The organism is Rhizobium leguminosarum bv. trifolii WSM2297 (assembly GCF_000271845.1).
Map to the genome: position 1 here is coordinate 2,462,021 of NZ_JH719395.1, position 24,344 is coordinate 2,486,364.

Annotated in this window: 21 protein-coding genes and 2 pseudogenes; 11 read left to right on the forward strand and 12 right to left on the reverse strand. The window is 61.0% G+C overall.

Annotation, left to right across the window (positions count from 1 at the left end):
* Window positions 1-169 precede the first annotated feature (169 nt).
* The gene (locus tag RLEG4DRAFT_RS27295) at window positions 170-1,108 is read right to left on the reverse strand and encodes a sialate O-acetylesterase (protein WP_003581655.1); all 939 of its coding nucleotides are present in this window, start codon (window positions 1,106-1,108) and stop codon (window positions 170-172) included.
* Window positions 1,109-1,370: 262 nt separating this feature from the next.
* On the opposite strand from RLEG4DRAFT_RS27295, the pseudogene RLEG4DRAFT_RS27300 reads away from it, so the two are divergent.
* Window positions 1,371-1,700: pseudogene (locus RLEG4DRAFT_RS27300) on the forward strand (SOS response-associated peptidase); the annotation flags it as partial.
* Window positions 1,701-2,280: 580 nt separating this feature from the next.
* On the opposite strand, the pseudogene RLEG4DRAFT_RS27305 reads toward RLEG4DRAFT_RS27300, so the two are convergent.
* Window positions 2,281-2,649 (reverse strand): annotated as a pseudogene (locus RLEG4DRAFT_RS27305) (sialate O-acetylesterase); the annotation flags it as partial.
* 714 nt (window positions 2,650-3,363) lie between these two features.
* Here RLEG4DRAFT_RS27305 and RLEG4DRAFT_RS27310 point away from each other — a divergent pair.
* Window positions 3,364-5,646, forward strand: a complete 2,283-nt coding sequence (locus RLEG4DRAFT_RS27310; protein ID WP_037094269.1) for a PBP1A family penicillin-binding protein — start codon at window positions 3,364-3,366, stop codon at window positions 5,644-5,646.
* Between the two features lie 77 nt (window positions 5,647-5,723).
* Here RLEG4DRAFT_RS27310 and RLEG4DRAFT_RS27315 read toward each other — a convergent pair whose 3' ends face one another.
* Genes RLEG4DRAFT_RS27315 through RLEG4DRAFT_RS27340 form a run of 6 tightly spaced genes read right to left on the reverse strand, consistent with a single transcriptional unit; the run spans window position 5,724 to window position 11,253 of the window.
* The gene (locus RLEG4DRAFT_RS27315) at window positions 5,724-6,416 is read right to left on the reverse strand and encodes an amino acid ABC transporter permease (RefSeq protein ID WP_003581658.1); all 693 of its coding nucleotides are present in this window, start codon (window positions 6,414-6,416) and stop codon (window positions 5,724-5,726) included.
* 19 nt (window positions 6,417-6,435) lie between these two features.
* Window positions 6,436-7,143 (reverse strand): amino acid ABC transporter permease, encoded by a 708-nt coding sequence (locus RLEG4DRAFT_RS27320; RefSeq protein ID WP_003581659.1) that lies wholly within the window; start codon window positions 7,141-7,143, stop codon window positions 6,436-6,438.
* A 56-nt stretch (window positions 7,144-7,199) separates the two neighbouring features.
* Window positions 7,200-8,027, reverse strand: coding sequence for a transporter substrate-binding domain-containing protein (locus RLEG4DRAFT_RS27325; protein ID WP_003581660.1), 828 nt, complete (start codon window positions 8,025-8,027; stop codon window positions 7,200-7,202).
* 16 nt (window positions 8,028-8,043) lie between these two features.
* A complete protein-coding gene (locus RLEG4DRAFT_RS27330; RefSeq protein WP_003581661.1) occupies window positions 8,044-8,784 on the reverse strand; it encodes an amino acid ABC transporter ATP-binding protein in 741 nt (246 codons plus the stop codon).
* A 7-nt stretch (window positions 8,785-8,791) separates the two neighbouring features.
* A complete protein-coding gene (locus RLEG4DRAFT_RS27335) occupies window positions 8,792-10,267 on the reverse strand; it encodes an NAD(P)-binding domain-containing protein (RefSeq protein ID WP_003581662.1) in 1,476 nt (491 codons plus the stop codon).
* Window positions 10,264-11,253 (reverse strand): LysR family transcriptional regulator, encoded by a 990-nt coding sequence (locus tag RLEG4DRAFT_RS27340; protein ID WP_037094868.1) that lies wholly within the window; start codon window positions 11,251-11,253, stop codon window positions 10,264-10,266. Before RLEG4DRAFT_RS27340 ends, RLEG4DRAFT_RS27335 begins: the two co-directional genes overlap by 4 nt.
* 166 nt (window positions 11,254-11,419) lie before the next feature.
* Between RLEG4DRAFT_RS27340 and RLEG4DRAFT_RS27345 the strand changes: the two genes are divergently transcribed.
* Together RLEG4DRAFT_RS27345 and RLEG4DRAFT_RS27350 are read left to right on the forward strand one after the other, a co-directional pair.
* Window positions 11,420-11,902 carry a CMD domain-containing protein gene (locus RLEG4DRAFT_RS27345; RefSeq protein ID WP_003581664.1) on the forward strand — a complete coding sequence of 161 codons (483 nt, stop codon included), beginning with the start codon at window positions 11,420-11,422 and terminating at the stop codon, window positions 11,900-11,902.
* Window positions 11,899-12,474: a peroxidase-related enzyme gene (locus RLEG4DRAFT_RS27350; RefSeq protein WP_003581665.1), complete on the forward strand. Its 576-nt coding sequence runs from the start codon at window positions 11,899-11,901 to the stop codon at window positions 12,472-12,474. The genes RLEG4DRAFT_RS27345 and RLEG4DRAFT_RS27350 overlap by 4 nt, the downstream gene beginning before the upstream one ends.
* Before the next feature lie 166 nt (window positions 12,475-12,640).
* Here the strand turns inward: RLEG4DRAFT_RS27350 and RLEG4DRAFT_RS27355 are convergent, their stop codons facing one another.
* The gene (locus tag RLEG4DRAFT_RS27355; protein ID WP_003581666.1) at window positions 12,641-13,123 is read right to left on the reverse strand and encodes an Lrp/AsnC family transcriptional regulator; all 483 of its coding nucleotides are present in this window, start codon (window positions 13,121-13,123) and stop codon (window positions 12,641-12,643) included.
* Window positions 13,124-13,219: 96 nt separating this feature from the next.
* Here RLEG4DRAFT_RS27355 and RLEG4DRAFT_RS27360 point away from each other — a divergent pair, with 96 nt between their 5' ends.
* The 4 genes from RLEG4DRAFT_RS27360 (at window position 13,220) to RLEG4DRAFT_RS27375 (ending at window position 17,756) form a co-directional block, all read left to right on the forward strand.
* Entirely contained in the window at window positions 13,220-14,719 is a 1,500-nt protein-coding gene (locus tag RLEG4DRAFT_RS27360; protein ID WP_003581667.1) for an aminotransferase class V-fold PLP-dependent enzyme, read from the forward strand.
* Window positions 14,712-15,590, forward strand: a complete 879-nt coding sequence (locus RLEG4DRAFT_RS27365) for an MBL fold metallo-hydrolase (protein ID WP_003581668.1) — start codon at window positions 14,712-14,714, stop codon at window positions 15,588-15,590. Before RLEG4DRAFT_RS27360 ends, RLEG4DRAFT_RS27365 begins: the two co-directional genes overlap by 8 nt.
* A gap of 65 nt (window positions 15,591-15,655) precedes the next feature.
* Entirely contained in the window at window positions 15,656-16,435 is a 780-nt protein-coding gene (locus RLEG4DRAFT_RS27370; RefSeq protein ID WP_003581670.1) for a sulfite exporter TauE/SafE family protein, read from the forward strand.
* A 124-nt stretch (window positions 16,436-16,559) separates the two neighbouring features.
* A complete protein-coding gene (locus tag RLEG4DRAFT_RS27375; protein WP_003581672.1) occupies window positions 16,560-17,756 on the forward strand; it encodes an MFS transporter in 1,197 nt (398 codons plus the stop codon).
* Window positions 17,757-18,029: 273 nt separating this feature from the next.
* Here RLEG4DRAFT_RS27375 and RLEG4DRAFT_RS27380 read toward each other — a convergent pair whose 3' ends face one another.
* Window positions 18,030-19,028: an ABC transporter permease gene (locus RLEG4DRAFT_RS27380; protein WP_003581674.1), complete on the reverse strand. Its 999-nt coding sequence runs from the start codon at window positions 19,026-19,028 to the stop codon at window positions 18,030-18,032.
* Window positions 19,029-19,096: 68 nt separating this feature from the next.
* Window positions 19,097-20,017 (reverse strand): ATP-binding cassette domain-containing protein, encoded by a 921-nt coding sequence (locus RLEG4DRAFT_RS27385; RefSeq protein WP_003581676.1) that lies wholly within the window; start codon window positions 20,015-20,017, stop codon window positions 19,097-19,099.
* Window positions 20,018-20,096: 79 nt separating this feature from the next.
* Between RLEG4DRAFT_RS27385 and RLEG4DRAFT_RS27390 the strand changes: the two genes are divergently transcribed.
* A complete protein-coding gene (locus RLEG4DRAFT_RS27390; protein ID WP_003581679.1) occupies window positions 20,097-21,077 on the forward strand; it encodes an NAD-dependent epimerase/dehydratase family protein in 981 nt (326 codons plus the stop codon).
* A 48-nt stretch (window positions 21,078-21,125) separates the two neighbouring features.
* Entirely contained in the window at window positions 21,126-22,115 is a 990-nt protein-coding gene (locus tag RLEG4DRAFT_RS27395; protein WP_003581682.1) for a substrate-binding domain-containing protein, read from the forward strand.
* Between the two features lie 62 nt (window positions 22,116-22,177).
* Here the strand turns inward: RLEG4DRAFT_RS27395 and RLEG4DRAFT_RS27400 are convergent, their stop codons facing one another.
* Complete coding sequence (locus tag RLEG4DRAFT_RS27400; protein WP_003581683.1) at window positions 22,178-23,053, reverse strand: LysR family transcriptional regulator; 876 nt, start codon at window positions 23,051-23,053, stop codon at window positions 22,178-22,180.
* Between the two features lie 131 nt (window positions 23,054-23,184).
* Here RLEG4DRAFT_RS27400 and ampC point away from each other — a divergent pair, with 131 nt between their 5' ends.
* Window positions 23,185-24,339, forward strand: a complete 1,155-nt coding sequence (ampC, locus tag RLEG4DRAFT_RS27405) for a class C beta-lactamase (protein WP_003581684.1) — start codon at window positions 23,185-23,187, stop codon at window positions 24,337-24,339.
* Window positions 24,340-24,344 lie beyond the last annotated feature (5 nt).

A 24,344-nucleotide genomic window follows, 5' to 3' on the forward strand; every position in this document is an offset into this window, starting at 1 on the left:
GCGTATCGCGTCTGGTGGCGGATGCGTTGACGCGCTGGACGACGTCATCTTCGCCACCGTCCACCCCGGCGGAGAGCGGGATGAAATCAATGACGAGTGATAAGGTGCCGAATACCGGACAACGGCCGGAGCCGAAGCATGCGAAGGTGCGAAACTGGTTCAGGCAAGACTATCGCGAGGCTTCCAGGCGGCTATCGCCGTGCAGAAGGTTCAGCCAGGCCCGCGACACTTTCTCCGCGCCTGTGCCGCCGATATGGCAATCGTCGTAGCGGTCATCGCCATCGAGCAACACGTCAGAATTTACGCCCTCTCGGATACCGTGGCCGCTTTTTGACAGGGCCAGCTGCGCCCGCACTATTGGATTGTCTGGAATATGCTCCTTGAAGCCGCCGTTGCTCGGTTCCAGACATTTCGATGCGGTCGAAATGTAAACGGGTGCCGCGACGCCGTGCTGGCGCAATGTGTCAACCATCGACATGAAACGTTGCTGATAGGCCTCCGCAGTGGTGCCCAGAACGAGGTCCGCCTCTCCTTGGACCCAGAGGACGCTCGTTATCCGATAGTTGGAATCCTGAAGCTGTTTCATGGTGTCGACCAGCACTGGATTGATGTCGCCGCCTGCCGCCCACCGCGCGACCTCGGATCCGGAATATGCGAGAGGTGCGAGGATGACGCTGTCATACTGTCCCGATGCAATCAAATTGTTCGCAAGGAGCGTCCAGTACTCCCCCTTGGTATCGGTCGATCCAAGAAGTGGCGACGCTGCGACGAAGCACCGTTTGTCGAAGGCGTTGACGACGCGAGCGCCATAATTCGACCGGTGTCGTTGTCCACCGTCGTTGGCCGCGTTCGATTGACCAAGAAGGAGCAAAACAGCCGTTCGATCAGTTTGCGTCGGGCAGGTCACAGAGGTTTTTGATTCATCCCCGATGAGGCGCTCCTTGTCGTCGAAAGTATATCGGCTTGGTGCTGCCGGCTTCTCTCCAACAACCGTTTTCCTCAGCGCGGAAAGTTGTGGCCAAGGAAAGGTATCATGTCTGGCGCTCATGCCGCCGAGGAAGTATATGGCGATTAGGGCGGTCCCGCAGACTGCTAGCGTTTTACGCATCTCGTTACCTTTTACTCATCACACGATGACATGGAGCCTATTGGACTAATCAATGGTGGTCCAGCCATACAATAGGGGTAACCCAAACATCACTCGGTATTGACGTGATTCATCGAAGACACTTTCGAAAAGGCGATGAGTGCCGATGGAGTTCCGCATGTGCCGCCGGATCTACATCGTTCAACCGTTTGACGAGATGGCAAGAAATTTCGCTTTCGCTGAGCGAGGTGATGTCGATGAATTGGGTGATCGCCTCCCTCGTCTCGCAGGCATTTGGGAAGTTTGGCACCACCCGGTCGGCCTCGATATCCGCAGCTTCGCTGTCGTCACCTGCCCTCCAAACGAGATGATGGCGACAATCCAAAATCGGATGCCGGTCATTCTTCGTCCCGAGGATTACGAGCATTGGCTGTCCCCAGATCCCGATCCACGCGACCTGATGACGCCGTTCAATGCCGAGGCGATGACGATGTGGCCGATTGCGCGGCGCGTAAAAACCGTCAGAAACCCTGGGCCGGGGGTCATTGATCAAATTGATCCAGCGCCGAACGGGTTCTGCAATCAGATTAGTAACTTAAGGCTAATTGAATAGCTTCAGAACCATGTCATTCTTCTGCATATCGCGTCCCCCGGTCGCGAAAACCCCTGATACGAAATGCCCCGCGAACTCCGCGGGGCATTTTGATTTTCTGATCACCACAGCAGGAAATTCCGGGGCTGCAACCGCGCCTATCGCGGCAAACAGGCGCGGCCGGTCGCTCGGCCGAAAGCGTACTGGAACCAGACGGATCCTCTATCGTTATTGCGTCGAGACCGCGCGAGAGAAGTTTGCGCTCTGCAAGCCTCTCGACTTGGTTTCGCCCCCCGCGCGGTCTCGCCCCTTCCCTCTTTCTCTCAATTGCCCCGCTTCGGCGAGGCTCTTTTGGTGACGGACCGACGCCTACGGATCGGTCTTGATAAAAAATCTGCCGGCTTGGGAACAACAGGGTTCGCCGTTCGTAAGTATGATGGGCCGTGCGGAGGTGCTAACACAGCCATGCACTTCGATACTCTGTGCGGCCCACTCCCGGCATGGGATGAAGATCGAATGCTTGAACGCACCGGGTCGAGGCCAAAGCGTGCGAAGGTGCGAAACCGGTTCAGGCAAGACTATCGCGACGTTTCCAGCCGGCGGTCGATCCAAGAAGTGGCGACGCTGCGACGAAGCACCGTTTGTCAAAGGCGTTGACGACGCGAGCGCCATAATTCGACCGGTGTCGTTGTCCTCCGTCGTTGGCCGCGTTCGATTGGCCAAGAAGGAGCAAGACCGCCGTTCGATCGGTTTGAGTGGGGCAGGTCACAGAGGTTTTTGATTCATCCCCGATCAGTCGTTCCTTGTCGTCGAAACTATATCGGCTGGGGGCCGCGGCCGTCTTTCCGCCAACCATATTCCTCAGCGCGGAAAGTTGCGGCCAAGGAAAGATCTCATGTCTCGCGCTCATGCCGCCGAGAAAGTACGTGGCAATCAAGGCGGCCCCACCGACTGCTAGCGTTTTACGCATGGCGTCACCTTTTAATCATCATCCGATGACTAATCGAGGCTGGTCCAGCCACGAAGGTTCCTTTACACCAGCCATTTCTGCTTGCCCGGGCGTGATCTTAAAGCGTTCCTCGCGAAGATCGACCCCGTCGCTACTCTCAACTATAGCCCGGACCAGCGATTGCAATTATCCGATTGGGTGAGAGATCGTGCCTGCTCGTAGTGCAGCGTGCATCAACATGAAGAAAGTCCCGTTGCTCGCGGGAAGGCGATCACAGACTGGGATCAGCACTGGTTATTCCTTTGCGCCGCCCTGATCATTTGGATCGACGGCCAAAAGCGCCACTCTTGCGCGCGACCGAAGTGACGCTCTCGATATGAAGGCCCCTAGTATTGGGCGCTTTCTCGCAGTTTTTACTTTGTCCACCTAGCCCTGAGGCCGACGGGCAGGTTTGGCGGAGTCCTGGCGGAACTTTTGCGTGCCTTCTCCGATTTAGGGAGTAGTTGTTCGGAGATGTCCGCCATGAATGTGAGCGACACAAGGGTCGGCATCCTGCACACATATTGGCTGCCACGCGCATTGGAATTCCCTTGAACGCAGCTGGGACTGGCCCTTCTATTGCTAGCGCCTGTCCGGCAGCTGCCTATATATTCAGAGCCCTTTGCGGTAGAACACTCAGCGTCGCCCCATGATAAAGCTGATGCTTGTTGGGAAGGAGCCTCTTAGCGGTAACCGATGCCTAATCCTCCCAAATCCTCCAGCGAAAGCGCCAGCAACCCGAGCCAGGCTGGCGATCAGACAGCAGATTCGGCAGCGCCAGTGGACGCGCCGGATTTGCCAGACTCCAACCGACCTGGCGACCGGCAACAGCCCGACGGATCTTTCGGCCAAAGTCGACAGGCTGCGCGAAAACTGTTCCATGCGTTGCGCCAGGATCTGAAGGCAAGTTCAACCTTGCGAAAGAGCAGGACGGTCGCTTCGAATCTGAGGGCGAAGCTGGGAGGATTGACCCGGCTGGTAAGGCCGTCAGCTCTGGCGGCACTGGTCAAAACCGGGCGCGGTCTTCGCGGCCTGCGCACAAAGAGGCGTAACGCCAGCCGAAGCGCTCCGTTTGTTCGCGGCTGGTGGAAATTCATGATGGGGCTGGTCTTTCTCGTCTGCCTCCTCGTCGCAAGCGTGCTGGTGTGGGCGCTGAAGGACGTGCCCTGGAGCGAGATCCGCGACGGAACGTTGAAGCCCGTCGTGGTGCTGGAAACGGCAGACGGCGCACCGTTGGTAAGGCAGGGACCCTATCAAGGCCCCTATGCTCAATACGACCAGTTTCCGCCCGATCTGATCGATGCCGTCCTTTCCATCGAGGATCGCCGCTTCATGGATCATTTCGGTATCGATCCCCGTGGGATCGGAAGGGCGCTGCTGCGCAACCTGAAAGCCGGCTCGGTGGTAGAAGGCGGCAGCACGATTACCCAGCAACTCATCAAGCTGCAATATCTCGACAGCGATCGAACGATAAAACGGAAAATACAGGAGGTTGTCATCGCTGTTTGGCTGGAGTGGAAGCTCGGCAAGCGGGAAATCCTGACACGCTATCTCAACAGCGTCTATCTCGGTGCGGGCGCTACCGGCATGCCTGCCGCCGCGCGGATCTATTTCAACAAGGATATCGGCGACCTCAACCTGCCGGAATCGGCGATGCTGGCGGGATTGCTGCGGGCGCCGAGCCAATGGAACCCGATCGACAATTTCGAAGGCGCCCGGCAGCGCACCATCGTCGTTCTCGACGCAATGGCTGCGAATGGCAAGATTCCCGCGCCAGCGGCGGTAGAGGCCAAGGCGAGCTTTGCCAAGCTGCATCCGACGACGCCGACGCCGCGCTCGGGAAGCTGGTTTGCCGACTGGATCTCGCCGCAGGCGAGCGAAATCGCCGGCTCCTCGCCGGGGTCAACGGCGGTGCGAACGACACTGGTGCCGCGGTTGCAGCAGATCGCCGAAAGCGTGGTGAAAAGAAGCCTGGACGGGGAAGGAAGGACAGTCGGAGCATCGCAAGCCGCGCTGGTGGCGATGACGCCGGACGGCGCGGTCGTCGCCATGGTTGGCGGGCGCGATTACAAGGCCAGCCAGTTCAACCGCGCCGTCACCGCGATGCGCCAGCCGGGTTCCACCTTCAAGCTGTTCGTCTATTACGCAGCCTTGAAGGCCGGGCTCACCTTGTCCGACCAGGTTCTGGACGCACCCATCGACATCGACGGCTGGTCGCCGGAGAATTCCGGCGGCAACTATCGCGGCTGGGTCACACTTGCAGAGGCGTTCGCGCGGTCGCTCAATGCCGCCTCGGTGTCGCTTGCCCAAGAGGTCGGCCTGGACAATGTGATTGCCGCAGCGCGTGAGCTCGGTATCGATGCGCCACTTGCCAATACCCCGTCGCTGGCGCTCGGCACATCCGAAGTCAATCTGCTTAACCTCACCAGCGCCTATGCGTCCGTCCAACTCGGCAGGGCGCCTGTCACACCCTGGGGCATCATCGATTTTCAGGCGGCAGGACAGCCGAAGACGTTTCGGGTGGGCCAACAAGCAAAGCCGAATGTCGATCTTTCACCCTACCAGTCCGATCTCCTCGGTCTGCTGCAGTTGGTGGTCGAGCGCGGCACCGGGCGTGGAGCTGACCCCGGCACCTTTGCGGCCGGCAAGACCGGCACCAGCCAGAACAATCGTGATGCCTGGTTCGTCGGCTTCACGGAAACGCTCGTCGTCGGCGTCTGGGTCGGCAATGACGATGACGCGCCGATGCAAGGGGTGACGGGCGGCGCCTTGCCGGCGCATATCTGGCGGGACTTCATGCGCGCGGCGATGGCCGAACCGACGATCAATGGCGTGCGATCGACTGAGGCCGTGACCGACGGCCAAAGCGCGCCGCTGTCGTGCAACATCACCGCCTGCGCGCGAAGCTACCGGTCCTTCCGGCCATCCGATTGCACCTATCAGCCATATTCCGGCGGCCGGCGGCTCTGCGAGAAATGATGCGGCGAAGATCGAGCGCCAGAGCAGGTTGGCTGGTCGCCGGGAATGTGCGTCGCAAGCCGGTTCGCGGGCCGGTCTTAGGTCCGCACGCGAAGCGCCCGCTCGGTCCTGTCGGCGATCTGGGTGACGGCGTAGGCGATCGCCATGTAGATCACGACGGCGACGAGGAAGGCCTCGAGGTAATAGAAGTTCAGCGCGGCTGTTAGCTGCGACTGCGCGAAGATATCGACCACTTCGATGGCGAAGCCGAGCGACAGCGCCTTCATGATCACCATGAACGAGTTCGCCAGATCCGGGATCGCCGCGACGATCACCTGCGGCAGCATGACCCGGCGGAAGAGCTGGCTCTTCTTGTAGCCGAGCGAATAGGCGGCGTCGGCCTGGCCGGTGTCGAAGGAATTCAGCGCACCCTTGACCACTTCGGCCTGGAAGGCAGCGACACAGGCGGTGAGCGCCACGATGAGCGTGACCCAGTTCGGGGTCGAATGACCGTTATAGTCGACGCCGACGAGCGAGGTCAGGAACTGCAGGGTCGATGGAAGCCCATAATAGGCGAGGAAGATGACGACCACCATCGGGACGCCCTTGAAGGCGACCTTGTAGGCGACGACAAGTTGGCGGAGGACAGGGATCCGCCGATATTCGACCATGGCGAACAGGCTGCCGATGATCGTCGAGAGGACGAAGATCGCAAGCGCCATCGCAAGGGTCAGCGGCACTGCACCAAGGATTTCCCGGAGATCGGGGAGTAGAACGTCGATATCGAACATGCTGCGTTCCTTCCTTCGCTCAGACGCTTGCCATCAGCGTTGCCCGAGCCGGCGCAGCGCTCGGAGCGAACTTCGCCGAACGGAGCTCGAAGAAGCGCACGATCAGCCATGCGACCAAGCATAGCACCGAATAGAGCACCGCCAGTACCAGGTAGGTTTCGAACTGATACTGGTTGTAGTCGCGCTCCATGACGAGGTGGGCGGTCGCCATCACGTCGGCGGCGCCGATATACATGACCAGGGCAACGTTATGGATAAGGTAGATGATCGCGTTTCCGTAACCCGGCAGCGCGATATGCACGGCCTGCGGGGCCAGGACGCGCAGGAGCTTCTGCCGGAAGGAATATCCGAGACTGTCGGCGGCGTCATGCTGGCCGCGCTCGACGGCGAGATAAGCCGGCCTTAAGACTTCGGAGAGATAGCCGCCGTGATAGAGGCTGAGACCGAGCATCGCTGCGGCCGTCGGCGACACGAAATCCTCGACGCCGAAAATATCCACGAACACCGGAAGCCCGTAGAAGGCGACGAATAACTGCAGCACGACCGGAACGCTCCGGGCGTAGGATACGTAGAGATCGGCCAGGTGGCTGATCACCGGTATCCTGCGCACCCGAAACGTCGTCGTTATCAGGGCCAGCACGAAGCCGGCGACCATGGCCGTGAAGGTGATCGCAAGCGTCAGCGGCAGGGCCGCGAGCAGCTCGGGAATCATGATGGATAGGTCCACGTTGGAACGCTCCTTCTTTCAGTCTTGGGCCTGATCGCCGGTATCGCAGCCCGGCGTCACTTCATGTACGTGGTGATGTCCTCGCCGAACCATTTCTGCGAGAGCTTGGCGAGCGTGCCATCGACCTTGAGCTCCTTCAGAGCCTTGTCGATACCGTCGGCAAGCGCCTTGTTCTCCTCGGAGCGGTGGATCAGCATGAAAGTCTCGTTGATCGCCACAGGCTCGCTCGCCTGGACGTTCAGCTTCTGCTGGTCGATGACGGTCTGCTCCCCGAGGTTCGACGGCAGGACGAGCGCGTCGTATTTGCCGTTCTCGACTTCCTTCAGCCGGTCCGGGTACGGAATGCCGGCGCTCGAAGCCGTCACCTCGATCTTATAGTCAGGGTTCTTTTCCTGCCACGCCGTGGCGAACTTGTAGATGCCGCCGCCTGCCGTCACCGGCACGATCTTCTTGCCGACGAGGTCCTTCATCTCCTTGATGCCGCTGTCCTTGCGGCTGTAGATCTTGATCAGGCTGGCGCCGATCGGTGCTTCCGGAATGATGAACTGCTTCTCGCGGGCTGGCGCGCGATAGTAGCCGCCGGTCGCAATGTCGTATTTGCCGGTCGCCAGGCCCGTCTCCTGGGCGATGTCGGCAGCGCCTTCCATCACGAACTTGTATTGCGGCAGCTTGGCGTTAATCGCCTTCAGCACGTCGGGCTCGTAGCCTTGCGGCTCGACGCCGATGGCGCCCCAGGAGAGCGGCTTCGATTCCGCCGCGGTGGCGATCTTGATCGTCCGGACGGCGTCCTCGGCAAAGGCTGCGCCCGCGGTTGCAAGAGCGATGGAAACGCCGGCAACGGCCAGGCCGAAACTGCGGAGGGAAAGTGAACTCGAAGAAGTCATTTCTGGAATCCTTTCTCTATTGGATTGCACGCTCGGAATTGAGGAACTGGGCAAGGCGTGGGTTGGAAGGCGTATCGAAGATCTCTGTCGGGCTGCCGTCGGCGACAACGACACCCCGGTCCATGAAGACGATGCGGTTCGAGATGTTCTTAGCAAACTGCATCTCGTGGGTGACGAGAAGCGAGGTGATGCCGGAGGACGTCACGTCCTTGATCACCTTGAGAACCTCGTTCACCAGCTCGGGATCGAGAGAGGAGGTCGGCTCGTCGAAGAGCATGACATCGGGCTTGACCGCCAGTGCTCGGGCGATGCCGGTTCGCTGGAGCTGGCCGCCGGAAAGCTGCGATGGGTAGTTGTCGAGTTTATCGGAAAGCCCGACCCGCTCGAGTTCCCGCAGCGCGATCTTGCGGGCTTCGTCCCTGGATTTGCCCTGCACGACGACCAGCGGATCCATGACGTTCTGGATGACCGTCATGTTCTTGAAGACGTTGAACTGCTGGAACACCATGGCGGTGCGCAGCCGGATCGCCTGCACCGCAGCCTTGTCCGGGCGGGCGAAGTCCATCCTGATATCGTCGAACGCGATCGTTCCGGATGCCGGCTTCACCAGATGGTTGATGCACTTGAGAAGCGTCGTCTTGCCGGTGCCGCTCGGACCGATGATCGACACCACGTCGCCACGCTTCACCGAGAGATCGACGCCGTTCAGGATCTGCGTGCTTCCGTAGGAGAGCTTTAGGTTGTTGATGTCGAGCATTTCAGTCTCAGGTCCTTTCGGAGGAGAGTTCGGGAAGCGTTTCGGTTTCGCCGTCCGCCCACTCGTCGCCGAGCAGTTCCGGGGTGTCGTAGGTCTGGAGATTTTCGAAGTGCGTCTCCCGGTCTTCGACAAACAGCGATCGGACGATGCCGCGGGCAAGGCGATCCGCGCCTTCACTGATCGCCGGGATGTCGCCCGTGAGCTTGCCGTGGCTGAGCGTCGCCGGGAAATTGAAGCAATGGATGCTTGCAAGCGTCGGGCATGAACCCGGCTCCCTTTCAAGAAACTCGAACGCTTCCCCCAGATCGGGCGATGCCTCGAGTTCTCCGTTCGCCATTCCGATGGGCGTCGGGAAGCGGTCGCGCCAGAGGCGGATGTGCGGTTCGAAGGCCGCGAGTTCCGGCTTGTTGCTCAGGTCGATCTTGAAGCCGGTCCCCAAGATCAGATAGTCGATGGAATAGCTGGCCTTCGACGTCGTCACGACGAGCTGGTCGCCGTCCTGCTGCAAACCGGTGATCGGGCTTTGGAGATGAAGATGGGCCTGTTCGAAGGCGCTGACGCGCAGCACGCTCGGACGCGGCGGCGGCGTCTGCTGGCCCATCGCATAGTCGAGGAAGCGCCACTTCCATTCGTCCGGCAGTCCGGCGAAGCCATGGACGACGCCCTGGCTGCCGATACCGGTGAACTTGTTGATCCGCGGCAATTCCGTGCGGCGGACGAACATGTCGAGGCGGGCGGCACCGGCCTCGAGCGCGGTCGCGGCATTGTCCATCGCCGACGCACCCGCACCAATCACCCCTACCCGCTTGCCGCGCAGGGCTGCGAAGTCGATCGCATCGGCGGTGTGCGCCCACAATTTGCGATCAATATGGGCGGCGATATCGGGCACGAAGGGACCGCCAAGGCCATCACGTCCAGTTGCCAACACCACGTGGCGGGCAATGATCGTCTCCTTGCGGCCATCCCCATTGCAGATAAGGTCGAGCATGCCGTCGTCGCGCGGCAGGATCGCAGCGACCGAGATGCCGTTGCGCACCGGCAGTTCGAGCACCTTCCGATACCAGACCAGGTAGTCCATCCACGTCTCGCGCGGCGCCCGGTCGAGCGCCACCCACGCCTCGCGGCCGAAGCGGGCTTCGTAGTAAGCACGGAAGGTGAGCGCCGGCAGTCCCATTGCGGGGCCGGTGAGTTGCTTGGGCGATCGAAGGGTACGCATCCGGGCAAAAGTGACCCACGGCCCCTCCTGCCCGGCGGGTGCCTTGTCGAGGACGACATGGTTGACGACGCCAAGGCGCTTCAGCATTCCGGAAGCGACGAGGCCTGCCATGCCGCCGCCGATGATGACGACGTCGATGACGGGCTGGCCATCAATTTCGCGGGCGGGAACCCACGCCTTGGCGGGCAGTTCCAGCCAGGAGAGATCCTGACGAAGACGCGCTTCGAGGGCGTCAAGATCGTCAGGATGTGCGGAGAGGTCGCTCATGCGGGCGCTCCTTCGGAGATCGCAGCCTGCCCGTAGACGGTGTCCGCCAAGGTTTCGATGCCATTGGCCTCCAGCAGGCGGCAGCCGGGCATCTTCAACGCTTCGAGCCGCGCGGCATCGATGACGGCGGCGACGGTCGGCGCGAGCGGCAACGCCGCCGCGGAGATCGCACCGAACAGGAACGGGATGGCTTGGTCGAGCACGCGCATGAGGATGCCATCGAGAGGCACGCCGCAGACGGTCGCCGGCTCGACGATGGCAATGCCAAGGCCTGCGCGCACCAGCGAGAGCGCGGTCAGCGAGGCGTTGACGTCGATGATGCGATCCGGCGCCACCCCTGCCCGTGCCAGCGCCTCGTCGACGCGATGACGAAGCCGATAGGGGTTCGCGAGCGTGATGATGCGACGCTCCGCGAGATCGGCCAGGCGAACGACGTCGTTCGCAGCGAGAGGATCGTCGGCGCCGATTGCGATCACGCACGGTGCTTCCGCGATCCAGTGGATGTCGAGACCGGGATGTTCGAGCGGCAGGCTGGATATGCCAAGATCGGCCGACCGGGCGAGAACCGCCTGCACGACGTTTTCGGCGGCGAGCGCCTGGACGTGGAGATGACGCGGGATCAGGTCGGGCGAGACGGCCGCCAAGGCCTGCGGCAGGACTCCTGCGGCAAGAGACGGCGTTGCCGCGATGGTCAAGGTCGCGGGCTCGTCGAGACCGATCGCTTCGGCCCGTTCGCGGATGTGGGTCAGGCTGGCGAGATGACGTTCGACCTCGGCATGGAAGCGCAGACCGCGCGACGTCGCCTGGATGCGCGGACCGCTTCTGTGAAGCAGCGCAAAGCCCAGATCGGCTTCCAGGTCCTGGATCTGCCGCGTCACCGCCGGCTGCGAACGGCCGAGCAGCCGGGCTGCGCCGGTGACGCTGCCAGCCGACATCACTGCCGCGAAGGCTTCGAGCTGCCGGATGTCGATCGGGTTTTTATTCATATTCAACATGAACCACCGCCATCCATGCTTTAGAAGCATGAGCTTTCCATAATTCGAGTGGACAATAGATAATTATTCCGCATGGATTGCAAGCCTTCATGCTAATTTGACATAATGAACTTCAGACCCATCTAATGCTCTCCCGTGAGATGCAAAGGAGCCTGCCTTGACGCTGATCGAAACTCTTGCCGCCGTCAGACCCGGCTCAGCCCTTGCCGAGGCCATGGAAAAGCGCGCGGAGATCCTGCGCCTCAGCGAAGCCGCCCACGACGCAGTCCTTCTTCCGCATGATCCCGGCGGACTGTCGCATGGCCTCAGGGCGGCGCTTGCCGCCCGTATGGCCCGTCATAACCACAACGAAGAACTGGCGAAGCACTACGACGAGCTGGTAAAACATGCCGCCGAGGCATCGACGGCGCCGCTCGCCACGCCGGGTACGAGCGTAACCGATCAGCGCATCGCAGAGATCGTTCGCCATGCCGATCGACTGACCGTCGCGCCGCGGGAAGCGACGCGTGACCACATCAAGGCTTTGCGCAGCGTCGGCGTGACCGACGCCGACATCGTCCGGCTTTCGGAACTGGCGGCCTTCGTGAACTATCAGGTGCGCGTCATCGCAGGACTGGCACTGATCGGAGCAAGACAATGAGCGAAGTCGTCCACAGCTTCACCACCCAGGTTCCGCGCTGGCAGCCTTACGTCATTCCAGTCGATCTTGAAACTGCGACCGCCGAGCAGCGGGAGGCAATGCAGGTCACGCCCTCCAACAAGGGCATCTCTCCTTACGTCCTGACGCTTGCGCACGACCCGGAATCCCTCGCTGTTCGCTCACCCCTGTTCAACCTCATCATGTACGGGAAGGACGGGCTTTCATCAGGAGAACGCGAACTGGGCGCCACTGCTGCTTCCATCGTCAATCGCTGCGTCTACTGCGCCGCCGTCCATGCCTCCCGGTTCATCAGCCATACCAAGCGGACTGACGTGATCGACGCCATTTTCGCCGAAGGGCTCGACGCCGAACTCGACGAGCACCTTCAAATCATCTTCGATTTCTCCGCACATCTGTCGACGACGCCACCGGAAGCAACGCAAGCTGACGCGCAGGCGCTGGCGGACGTCGGTCTTTCCGAGCTTGAAGCCCTGGACCTCGTGCTGTCGTCGGCCATCTTCGGCTGGGCGAACCGCCTGATGCATACGCTCGGCGAACCAGTCAAGGACTAGGTGCCTCGGGAGGCAGAAGACCCGCATCGCGTGGCGGTCTGGAGTTGAGCGGTCGCGCGCCGTGCGACGGGGCATTGTGGGCGGTGGCATTCGTGCCTAACCCCGGAATTGTGCGCTCAGGTTTGAATGCCACGCCGCTCGAGGCACCGCGGATGCGGAATCGGCGTCACCGCATGCGCATCAGGTCCACTGCGCGATTGCTTATGATTGCTTCCATGGAAAAATAGCCGGTCACTGTCGCAAGATCGAAGTTCGTAATCAGCCTCTGGTAGAAAGCGTCATAGCCCGACATTCCCTTGGTGATGACCTTGATCAAGTAGTCCCAGTCGCCGCCTATTCGGTAAAAATCGACGACTTCCGGCATCCGGTCGACGTGCTTGCGAAAATCTTCCGACCATTCCTTTGAATGATGACGCGTTCGGATCATGACGATTACAGTGAGATCAAAGCCGAGCACCTCGAAATCGATGGAGGCGCGCGATCCTTTGATGATACCGGTCGCATAAAGGCGCTGAAGCCGGCGCCAGCAAGCATTCTGGGACAGCCCGACCTGCTCGGCCAAGTCACGTTGAGAAAGCGAAGAATCTCGCTGCATGCATGTCAGAATCCTCAGATCGATTTCATCAATTTTCAAACTATTGTCGATCATGTGACCCAATTAGCGCCAATTTTTTCGAAACATTGGTGAAGTTTTCGACCGTGATGCAGATTAGAATCGTTGTCAAATCCTTCGTGGAGAATGACAATGCGGGAACAGGCTTTGCGCTATCCATCAAAAGAACTCTTCACCGCTCTCGGCAAGTTCAGGAGCGACCTCGATCAAGGTGATCCAATCGCCAGGTTGAGGGCGGGGCTGATCGGCTCAAAGGCGAAGGTCGACGGCCCATTCGGCCCCATGGACCTCGTCTATGCCGACTATGTGGCTTCGGGACGCGCGCTCAGACGCATCGAAGAATTTATCCTCGAAGAAGTCCTTCCCTACTATGCAAACAGCCACACAGAGGCGTCCTATTGCGGAGGGATGATGACCCGCCTTCGGCGGGAGGCACGGTCGGTCATCGGAGAACTCTGCGGAGCCGATCGACAGCATGCCGTCATCTTTGCCGGATCCGGCGCGACGGCGGGCCTCAACCGCCTGGTGAACCTGCTGGGCGTCACCGATGCGATCGCGGCCGGTAAAAACGTCCGCGTCGTCCTTGGGCCATATGAACACCACTCGAACATCCTGCCGTGGCGGGAGAGCGGAGCGGAGGTCATCGAAATTGCCGAGGGCAAGGACGGTGGTCCCGATCCAGTCATTTTGTACAAGGCCCTTGAGAACGCCCCTGCAGATTTGACGATTTGCTCGTTCTCTGCCGCATCGAACGTCACCGGCATCCTGACAGACGTCCCGGCGCTCACGAAGATTGCAAAGGCTGCAGGCGCCAAAGTCGTCTGGGACTATGCGGGGGCCGGACCATACGTGCCGATCGCGATGACGCCCGAGCACGGCGCCGAAATTGACGCGATCGTAGTGTCTCCTCACAAGTTCCTGGGCGGCCCAGGGGCCTCCGGCATGTTGGTCGTGCGGCAGGACGCGGTGGTGACGAGCAAGCCATCCTGGCCCGGTGGCGGCACGGTTAAGTTCGTTTCGCCGACGGGTCACGATTACAGCGACAGCCTGGAGTCTCGGGAGGAAGCGGGAACGCCCAACGTCATCGGCGACATCCGCGCGGCCCTCGCCTTCCTCGTCAAGGATGCGATCGGCGTTGATGAAATCAAGCGGCTAAATGACGAGTACACGCGGCGCGCCTTCGCCGCTTGGAAGAACATTGCGGAGATCGAACTGCTGGGCTCCACCTCGATCGCACGTTTGCCGATCTTTTCGTTTCGCGTGCGCGATGGCAAGGGCGGCTACATCCACCAGCAATTGGTCACCCGCATGCTCAGCGACCGGTTTGGCATTCAGGCCCGTGGCGGCTGCGCCTGCGCTGGTCCCTATGTGCACCGGCTGCTTTCGATCGACACCCGGACGTCGCAGCGCATGCGGCAGGCGATCTTGGATGGCAACGAAATTGAGAAACCCGGATTCACGCGGCTCAACCTGAGCGTCCTGGCGTCGGACGAAACGGTTTCCTTTATTCTGGATTCGGTCGCGCAACTCGCGCGGGATGCATCGGCGTATGTCGGGCAATACACCTTCGATCCGGCGCGGGCGATTTTCTCACCGGTCGCGTCCGGTCGACAGGAGGCGGTCTGTGCGTAGACCCGACGTCGCCGCCTTCTTCGACCCGCGTACCTTCTCGATCCAGTACGTGGTCAGCGATCCGCAAACCAGGGCCTGTGCGATCATCGATCCGGTTCTCGACTTCGATGAGAAGTCAGGATCGACAACGACCCACAACGCCGAGATGCTGTTGGACCACATTCGAGACCAGGACCTGCGCCTGCACTGGATCCTCGACACTCATCCGCATGCCGATCACTTTTCGGCCGCCGCCTATTTGAGGGAGCGGACCGGCGCGCCAACGGCCATCGGGAGCCGCGTCACGGATGTTCAGAAAATCTGGTCGAAGATCTACAACTGGCCTGATTTTTCCGTCGACGGCGGCCAGTGGGATCGGCTCTTCTTCGATGGAGACACCTTCTCTATTGGAAACATCGAGGTCGGCGTCATCTATTCGCCCGGCCACACCCTTGCTTCGATCAGTTACACGGCGGGCGACGCCGTGTTCGTTCATGACACCGTGTTCATGCCGGACAGCGGCACTGCCCGCGCGGATTTTCCCGGCGGTAGCGCCAGGAGTCTCTGGTCGAGCATTCAGAACATCCTGACGTTACCCGGCGATACGCGCGTCTTCGTGGGGCACGACTATCAGCCCGGCGGCCGGCGACCGCTCTGGGAAAGCACGGTGCAACGTCAGAGGGCGGAAAACATACATATCGCGCAATGTGCCTGCGCCGACGAGTTCGTCGCCCTTCGCGAGGCACGTGATCGGACGCTGCCGATGCCGAAGCTCATACTTCACGCGCTGCAGGTCAACATCAATGGCGGCCGGCTACCGGAACCTGAAGGGAACGGCCTTCGCTATCTCAAACTCCCGATAGGCGCCTTTCAAGGCTCCGTCTGGTCCTAACCCGATTGCCGTTCTCGGCGATACGGTACCTCGTCCCGCCGACTGCTCAAGCAGGATCCTGAAAAATGGCGCTCGATCTTTTTCAATATGGCATGGGGAGCCTGAGCGGCGCTTTGGTTGGCTTTACCCTCGCCCTTCTGGGCGGTGGCGGCTCCATCCTTGCAATCCCGCTTCTTGTTCATGCCGTAGGATTGACCGACGCCCATACCGCCATTGCCACCAGCGCCGTTGCCGTTGCGGCGAATGCGTTGATCAGTCTGGTCATGCACGCGCGCCGAGGAACGGTGATATGGCGGTATGCGGGACTTTACTGCGCGACCGGGGTCTTCGGGGCGCTGCTCGGCGCATCGATCGGAAAGATGCTCGATGGGAAGCATTTACTTTTGTATTTCTCGGGGCTGATGATCGCCATCGCGATCTTGATGCTGCGTCGAATAAGCGTCGCCAGCGAAAATACGTGCGTCTTCGAACGTCGGAACACCACGAAGGTTCTTGCGATCGGTGGTGGGAGCGGCGTCGTCTCGGGCTTTTTCGGAATAGGCGGTGGCTTCCTGATCGTCCCCGGCCTGGTGTTTTCGACCGGAATGCCGACGATCAATGCGGTGTCGACCTCTTTGGTCGCGATCGTGGCGTTCGGTTCGACGACGGCTGCCACCTATTCCATCTCAGGTCTGGTCGACTGGCCGCTGGCCGCTGTCTTCATCGCGGGAGGCGCGGTCGGCGCCGTCCTCGGCTGCAACCTTGTGCACCGCCTTAGGCCCTATCAATCTGCGCTCAACAGTGTTTTTGCGGGCGCCATCCTCATCTTCGGCATCGCCATGGCGTGGAGCATCCTCCTCGGCTAGCTCGCCGTTACCGCCCGATTTGCTTATGCGAATTGAATCTTCGAAGCCCGCCTATTAGATTTTCGCGAGATGATATTGTCGCCGTTCTCAGTCCTTTCGCCAATCTGATTGATGCAGGTATGGAATGCGCAGCATTCAGCCGATCACATGGCTTTTCGCAGCCCGTTCCTTGCGCGACTTCGGCGAAGGGTTCGTCGCCATCCTGTTGCCGGTCTATCTGCTGGCTCTCGGCTTTTCGCCGCTGCAGGTCGGCCTCATCGCCACCGCATCCCTGTTCGGCTCCGCGCTCCTGACGATCATCATCGGATTTCTTGGCGCACGTCATGATCTCCGCCACCTGCTTCTGGCGGCCGCGGGTCTGATGGTCGCCACTGGTATCGCTCTACCCATGATCAACGATTATGGGTTACTGCTGGTGGTCGCCTTTGCCGGTACGATCAATCCCTCGGCCGGCAGTGTGAGCATCTTCGTACCCCTCGAGCACGCGGTCCTCGCCCGCGAAGCGACCAGCGTCGATCGGACGGGAATGTTCGCCCGCTACAGTCTGGTCGGGGCGCTCGCAAGCGCCGGCGGCGGGCTCGCCGCGGCGTTGCCCGACGTGATGACGCGGTTGGGGATGGCGCAACTGACTTCGATCAAGCTGATGTTCACTGTCTATGCGCTGGTCGGCATTCTCGGCGGCCTCGTTTATGCCCGCTTACCGCCGCGTCCGGTGCGTCACGAAGCCGACAAACCGGCAGCACTCGGACCTTCACGCGCCATCGTCCTGAAGCTCGCCGCGCTCTTTAGTCTCGACGCCTTCGCTGGAGGTTTCGTGGTCCAGTCCCTGCTCGCCCTGTGGCTGTTCGAACGTTTCGATCTTTCGCTATCCGAAGCCGGAGTGTTTTTCTTCTGGACGGGTGTGCTGTCGGCGTTCTCGTTTCCCGTCGCCGCCTGGCTGTCGAAGCGGGTGGGGCTCATCAATACCATGGTGTTCACCCACATTCCGTCCAGCATTGCCCTTGGCCTCGCCGCTTTCGCGCCCACCTTGCCCCTGACGGTCACATTGCTGCTCATTCGCGCGGCGCTCTCGCAGATGGATGTGCCGACCCGCTCTTCCTATGTGATGGCTGTTGTCACCGAGGCGGAGCGTGCCGCAGCCGCAAGCTTCACGTCGGTGCCGCGAAGCCTGGCCGCGGCGGCCAGCCCGGCACTCGCAGGTGCTCTCTTCGCTGCATCCTATCGGGCTTGGCCGCTCCTCATCTGCGCCTCGCTGAAAATCACCTATGACCTGCTGCTGCTATGGCAGTTCCGGCACCTCAAACCGCCCGAGGAAAGTTAGTGGATCGCCTACAGATCCTCGCAACTACGCGGCAAACTCCATGGGGTCCGGTACGCCTTCGGCGAGCAAGGCGCCTGACAACGTATGGCACCGGCAGCGTAGGCCGCGGCGTCGCGATCTTTCGGATCCGCCCTCACGTGTCGACGTCGCAAAATCGCTGCACAGTGTTGCACGAGATGCGAGGCCAAGCGTTCATCGATCTATTCGGGCCGGCCCCTCTCCGACGGTCAGTTTCGCTGCGGCTATGCGGCGGCCTGATCGAGGCGTCTTCGCCTACTCGCTCTGCCGCAAATTCCGGATCCGATCGAACAGCACTGCCAGCACGATCGCCCCGCCGATAAACGTGCCCTGCCAGAACGCATTGATGCCGAGCAGGCCGAGGCTGTTGCGGATCACTTCGATCAGCGCCGCCCCGACCAGGGCGCCGAAGGCGGTGCCGACGCCGCCGGCGAGGTTGGCGCCGCCGATGACGGCGGCGGCGATGACCTGGAGCTCCATGCCGGCGCCTATATTGGTGGTGACGGCGCCGAGCCAGCCGGTCTGGACGATGCCGGCAATGCCGGCCGAGAGCGCCGAGATCATATAGACAGCGACCTTGATGCGGCGGACGGGAACACCGGTCAGGGTGGCGGCGTGTTCATTGCCGCCGATCGCGAAGATATAGCGGCCGAAGCGCGTCCAGCGCAGCACGAAGCCGGTGATTAGCGCCAGGATGACCATGTAGAGCACCGGATTGGCGATGCCGAAAAACCAGGCGCCGCCGCCAAGCGCCAAGAGCTTGTCATGGTCGGGGCCGAACTGGAAGACGACAGTGTTGTTCGAGGCGACCATCGCCAGGCTCCGCGCAATCGACAGCATGCCGAGCGTCACCACGAAGGGCGGAAAATTGAGATAGGCGATCAGCACGCCGTTGAAGGCGCCGATCACCAGCGCCGTGACGACCGCCGCCGTTATGCCGACCTCGATGGAGTAACCGGCATTCATGGTCACCGCCAGTACCATGCTGCAGAGGCAGAGCACCGATCCCACCGACAGGTCGATGCCGCCGGTGATGATGACAAGCGTCATGCCGAGCGCGATAATGGCGACGAAGGTGACGTTGCGGGTGATATTGTAGAGGTTCTTCGTCGTCGCAAAGGAATCGGTGGCGAACGACAGGAAGAGGCAGGCGAGAAGCACGGCGATCAGCACCCAGAATGTCTGGCCGCCGACAAACTCCGCAAGCCGGCTGCGCTGCTTCTGTGCAATCGTCTGGTCCAGTGTCACTGCCATTTCGACCTCTCACTCCAGATAGGGCATTCCCGTCAGCGGTTTTTCTCCCGCGGGAGAAGCGGCGCGGCTCAAACCTGTTCGATGGCGCCTGTTATAAGACCCGTCACTTCCTCAGGCGAACTCGCGGCAATCGCCTTGTCGGCGACTTTCCGGCCGCGGCGCATGACAATCACCCGGTCGGCGACGGTGAAAACATCGGGCATGCGGTGGCTGATTAGCACGACCGCGATGCCGCGGTCGCGCAGTTCGCGGATCAGATTGAGGACTTCGGCCACCTGGCGGACGGAGATCGCCGCGGTCGGCTCGTCCATCAGCACGATCTTTGCCTCAGACAGCATGGTGCGCCCGATCGCCACCGCCTGCCGCTGGCCGCCCGACATCTGTTTGACCAGGTCGCGCGGGCGGGTTTCCGATTTCAGCTCCTTGAAGATCTCTCCGGCGCGCCGGTACATCGTCTTGTAATCGAGGACGCGGAACGGGCCGATGCCGCGGTGGAGTTCCCGCCCGAGGAAGACGTTGGCGGCTGCCGTCAGATTGTTGCAAAGCGCCAGATCCTGATGGACGATCTCGATGCCGTGCTGGCGCGCCTCGACCGGGCGGTGCAGGACGATCTCCCGGCCCTCCAGACGCATCGTGCCCTCGCTCGGCCGGAAGTTGCCGGCGATCATCTTGACCAGCGTGCTTTTGCCGGCGCCGTTATCGCCCATCAGGCCGACGACCTGGCCGGCTTCGAGCGCGAAGGACACGTCGTTGACCGCCTGGATGGCGCCGAAATGTTTTGAGATATTGGTGAGTTCGAGAACCGCGACCAGCCGACTACCCTCCCCGGAACCTGCAGGCCTGCCTTCGCCGCCGGTTGCCGATAGCCGGTTGCCAGTCAGGCGCCTGCGATCTCGCTCGGCCGATCTCCTCCCGGAAAAGCGATTGGGTTCATTAATGCAAAAGCACCAGGAATCGTCAATCAATTGTCCGCTAAAACGGCCCCTCATCACAAAAATCTATTTTGTACGACAAATACAGATTGACGCCGGAAACGCGTGCATATTAGCTGTTGCTGGGGAGAGAGGTATGCTGATCCTTGTCACCGGCGCTACGGGCAAGGTCGGGCGGCGCTTCATTACTGGGCTGCTTGACGAGCCGCAATTTTCCAGAGCACGCATTCGCGCGCTTTGCCATAATCGTGTGCTCGACGAGACCGACCGCATCAATGTCGTGAAGGGCTCGATCGCCGACTGCCAGGTCGTCGCGGCGGCGATGGACGGTGTCACCCATGTCGTACATCTCGCCACCTGCAAGGAAATCCCTGCCGATGTGATGGATATCACGGTCAAGGGCCTGTTCTGGCTTCTCGAGGCGTTCCGCGCCAGCCCCACGGCAAAGCAGTTCATCCTGATTGGCGGCGATGCCGGCATCGGCCATTTCTTCTATCGGCATGACGGGCCGGTGACCGAGCAGACGCCGCATCGCGCCTATCCCGGCTGCTACGCGCTCTCCAAGGTGTTGGAAGAGGTGATGCTCGAACAGTTCACCATCCAATACGGCATCAACAGCTGCTGCCTGCGGGCGCCCTGGATCATGGAGAGGGACGATTTCAGGTTCACGCTGGCCTTCGGCAACGATGTCTTCGGCGGGCCGGACTGGAAAACGCTGGTACCGGCGGCCGATGCCGAACGTTACGCGCATGATGGCACGGTGCCGCTGCTGCGCGATGCCGACGGCCGGCCGCTGAAGCGCAATTTCGTGCATGTCGACGATCTCGTCGCGGCGATCCTCGCAGCAATCGACAATCCGCGCGCCAAGGGCGAGCTTTTCAACATCTCGATGGATCGGCCCGTCGATTATGGTGAGGTCGCAGCACACCTCGCCCGCACCCGCGGGCTCGGTTCGGTCGACATCGCAAGCCAGTTTCACTCAAACTGGATGGACAACAGCAAGGCCAGATATCTGCTGGACTGGAAGCCGGTCTACGATCTGGAGAAGCTGATCAATTCGGCTTGGGACTACCAGCGTTCGAAGGAGGAGCCTCGGGTCGTCTGGTATCCAGGTTGATGACGCGGCGGGTGCACAAGCGCCCGTCTTTTTCAATGGGAGGAAGCTATGAGGAAGGCATTATTGCTTACAGCTGCAGTCCTGGCGCTGACGGCCGGTCAGTCCCTGGCCGCCAAGAAGCAGCTGGTCATCGTCGTCAAAGGCCTCGACAACCCGTTCTTCGAGGCGATCAATCAGGGTTGCCAGAAGTGGAACAAGGAAAACGCATCCGCCGAATATGAATGCTTCTACACCGGCCCGGCATCGACCTCCGATGAAGCCGGCGAGGCGCAGATCGTCCAGGATATGCTGGGGAAGGCCGATACCGCGGCCATCGCCATCTCGCCGTCAAACGCCAAGCTGATCGCTCAGACGCTGAAGACGGCCAATCCGAGCGTTCCCGTCATGACGCTCGATGCCGACCTTGCGGCTGACGATGCGGCTCTGCGCAAGACCTATCTCGGCACCGACAATTACCTGATGGGCGCCAAGATCGGCGAATATATCAAAAAGGCCAAGCCGAATGGCGGCAAGATCTGCACCATCGAAGGCAATCCCGGCGCCGACAACATTCTACGCCGCGCCCAGGGCATGCGCGATACGCTGAGCGGCCAGAAGGGGCTTGCGGCCTTGAAGGGTGAAGGCGGCTGGACGGAGGTTGCCGGCTGCCCGGTCTTTACCAATGACGACGGCGCCAAGGGCGTGCAGGCGATGACCGACATTCTCGCCGCCAACACCGACCTCGATGCCTTCGGCATCATGGGCGGCTGGCCGCTGTTCGGCGCGCCGCAGCCCTATCGCGACCTGTTCAAACCGATGGCCGACAAGATCGCCAAGAACGAATTCGTCATCGGCGCCGCCGACACGATCGGCGACGAAGTGGCGATCGCCAAGGAGGGACTGGTCACCGCGCTGGTCGGCCAGCGGCCGTTCGAAATGGGGTATAAGGCGCCGACTGTGATGATGGACCTGATCGCCGGGAAGAAGGTCGAGGATCCGGTGTTTACCGGGCTGGATGAATGCACCAAGGATACTGTCGACACCTGCATTCAGAAGTGACCTTGGCATTCGATAAATGATGCGGCTCGGAGCGTCCACACGCGTGGGCGCTCCGATGATTATCAAGCACTCAGCTGCGCACCCAGCCAATCCGAAAATGCGCACATCGCCGCCGTGACCGGCCGTGATTGCAGGCGCGTCAGCCAATAGCTGCCGAGCGATATGGTGGTGGCGAAGGGCTGGACGATCGCGCCTGAAGCGAGATGCCTTGTGAACATCAATGGCGGTGCGAGCGCGACGCCGAGCCCCTGGAGGGCAGCCTCCATCATGCCGACAGAGGAATCGAAGACGATGCCGGCGTTTACCTGCGCTGCAGGCGGCACGCCTGCCGCCTGAAACCAGGTGCTCCATTCATCCGTCCGGTAACTGCGAAGCAGCACCGCCCCGGCAAGATCTTCAGGCGATTGCAGATGCTCCGCCAGCTTGGGAATGCAGAGAGGCGAGAGCGGCGCTTCGAACAGGCGTTGCGCCTCGGTGCCGTGCCATGAACCGCTGCCGAAGCGGATGGCGAAATCCAGCCCTTCGGCGGCCGGATCGACGCGGTTGTTGTTGGTGGAAATGCGGAGATCGATGAAGGGATGCCGGCGCTGGAAATCCGAAAGCCTCGGCAACAGCCAGCCGACGGCAAATGTCCCGACAACGCCGAGAAACAGCAATTCCCGCACCTGCCCGGCTTCGATCCTGTCCAGAGTCATCGCCATCTGGTCGAAGGAGGCCGTCACCGTCGGCAGCAGCGCTTCGCCTTCCGCGGTGATCTTCAAACCGCGGGGGAGACGCTGGAACAAGGCCACCCCCAATCGCGTCTCCAGGCCCTTGACTTGCTGGCTGACGGCCGCCTGGGTGACGCAGAGTTCGATCGCGGCGCGGGTGAAGCTCAGATGCCGTGCGGAGGCTTCGAAGGCGCGCAGGCCATTCAAGGGGAGGAATTGCCGAACCATTTTAGCCCTAGATTTTCTTGTGGCTGCTGCGAGATATCATCATTTGTGATTGTAAAATAGCGCCGTTAAACGTCGTCCGCATGCGCTTTTGCGCGTGTTTTGGCTACCTGTCGATTTGGAGGATGACGGCTATGAAAAGCGTCGGGATAAGAATTTTATCGGCCGCTCTGCTCTCGGCCTGTGCTTCCGCAAGCGGCTTTGCCTCTGACGAGGCCAAGTTGAAGGCGATCACGGATGCCGCGATCAAGCCGATCATCGAGAAATACGCCATCCCCGGCGTTGCCGTCGCCATCACCGCCGACGGCCAGAACCACGTCTTCAACTATGGCGTCGAATCCGAGGACACCGGCAGGCCGGTGGCGCCGACCACGCTCTTCGAACTCGGCTCGATCAGCAAGACCTTCACGGTGACGCTGGCATCCTACGCGGAAGCAAGCGGACAGCTCTCGCTGTCGGACAAGGTTGGCAAATTTCTGCCGGCGATGAAGGGAAAGCCGTTCGGCGATGTCGCCCTGATGAGTCTGGGCACCCACACGGCAGGCGGATTTCCGCTGCAGCTTCCCGATGAGGTCAAAACCGAAAAACAGCTGCTCGGCTATTTCGAAGCCTGGCAGCCCTCCTATGCGGCTGGGACGCAGAGAAGTTATGCCAATCCCAGCATCGGCGCGCTCGGCTATGTCGTGGCGAAAGCCATGCACGGGGATTTTGCGGCGTTGATGGAGGGTAAGCTGTTTGCCGCGCTCGGTATGAAAAGTACCTATATCGATGTGCCGAAAGCGCGGCTGGCGGACTATGCTCAAGGTTATAAGCGCAGCGGCGAGCCGGCCCGGATGACGCCGGCCATGCTTTCGGCCGAAGCCTATGGCGTCAAATCCACCGCAGGCGACATGATCCGTTTCGTCGGCGCCAATATGGGCCTGATCAAGCTGGACGAAAAACTGCAGCAGGCCATCACCAACACCCATATCGGATATTTCAAAGCAGGGGCGATGACGCAGGATCTGATCTGGGAGCAATATGCCTATCCCCCGAGCTTGAACGAGTTGTTGGAGGGTAATTCGCCCGCGATGCTGAAGACCATGCCGGTTTCGGAACTGCAGCCGGCAATGCAACCCGGTGACGATGTGTGGATCAACAAGACCGGCTCGACCAATGGCTTCGGCGCCTATGTAGCCTTCATCCCCAAACAGCGGCTCGGCATCGTCATCCTGGCCAATAAGAACTATCCCAACGAGGATCGCGTCGCCGCAGCCTATCAGATATTGACCGCGCTCTCAGCCGACTGAAGCGA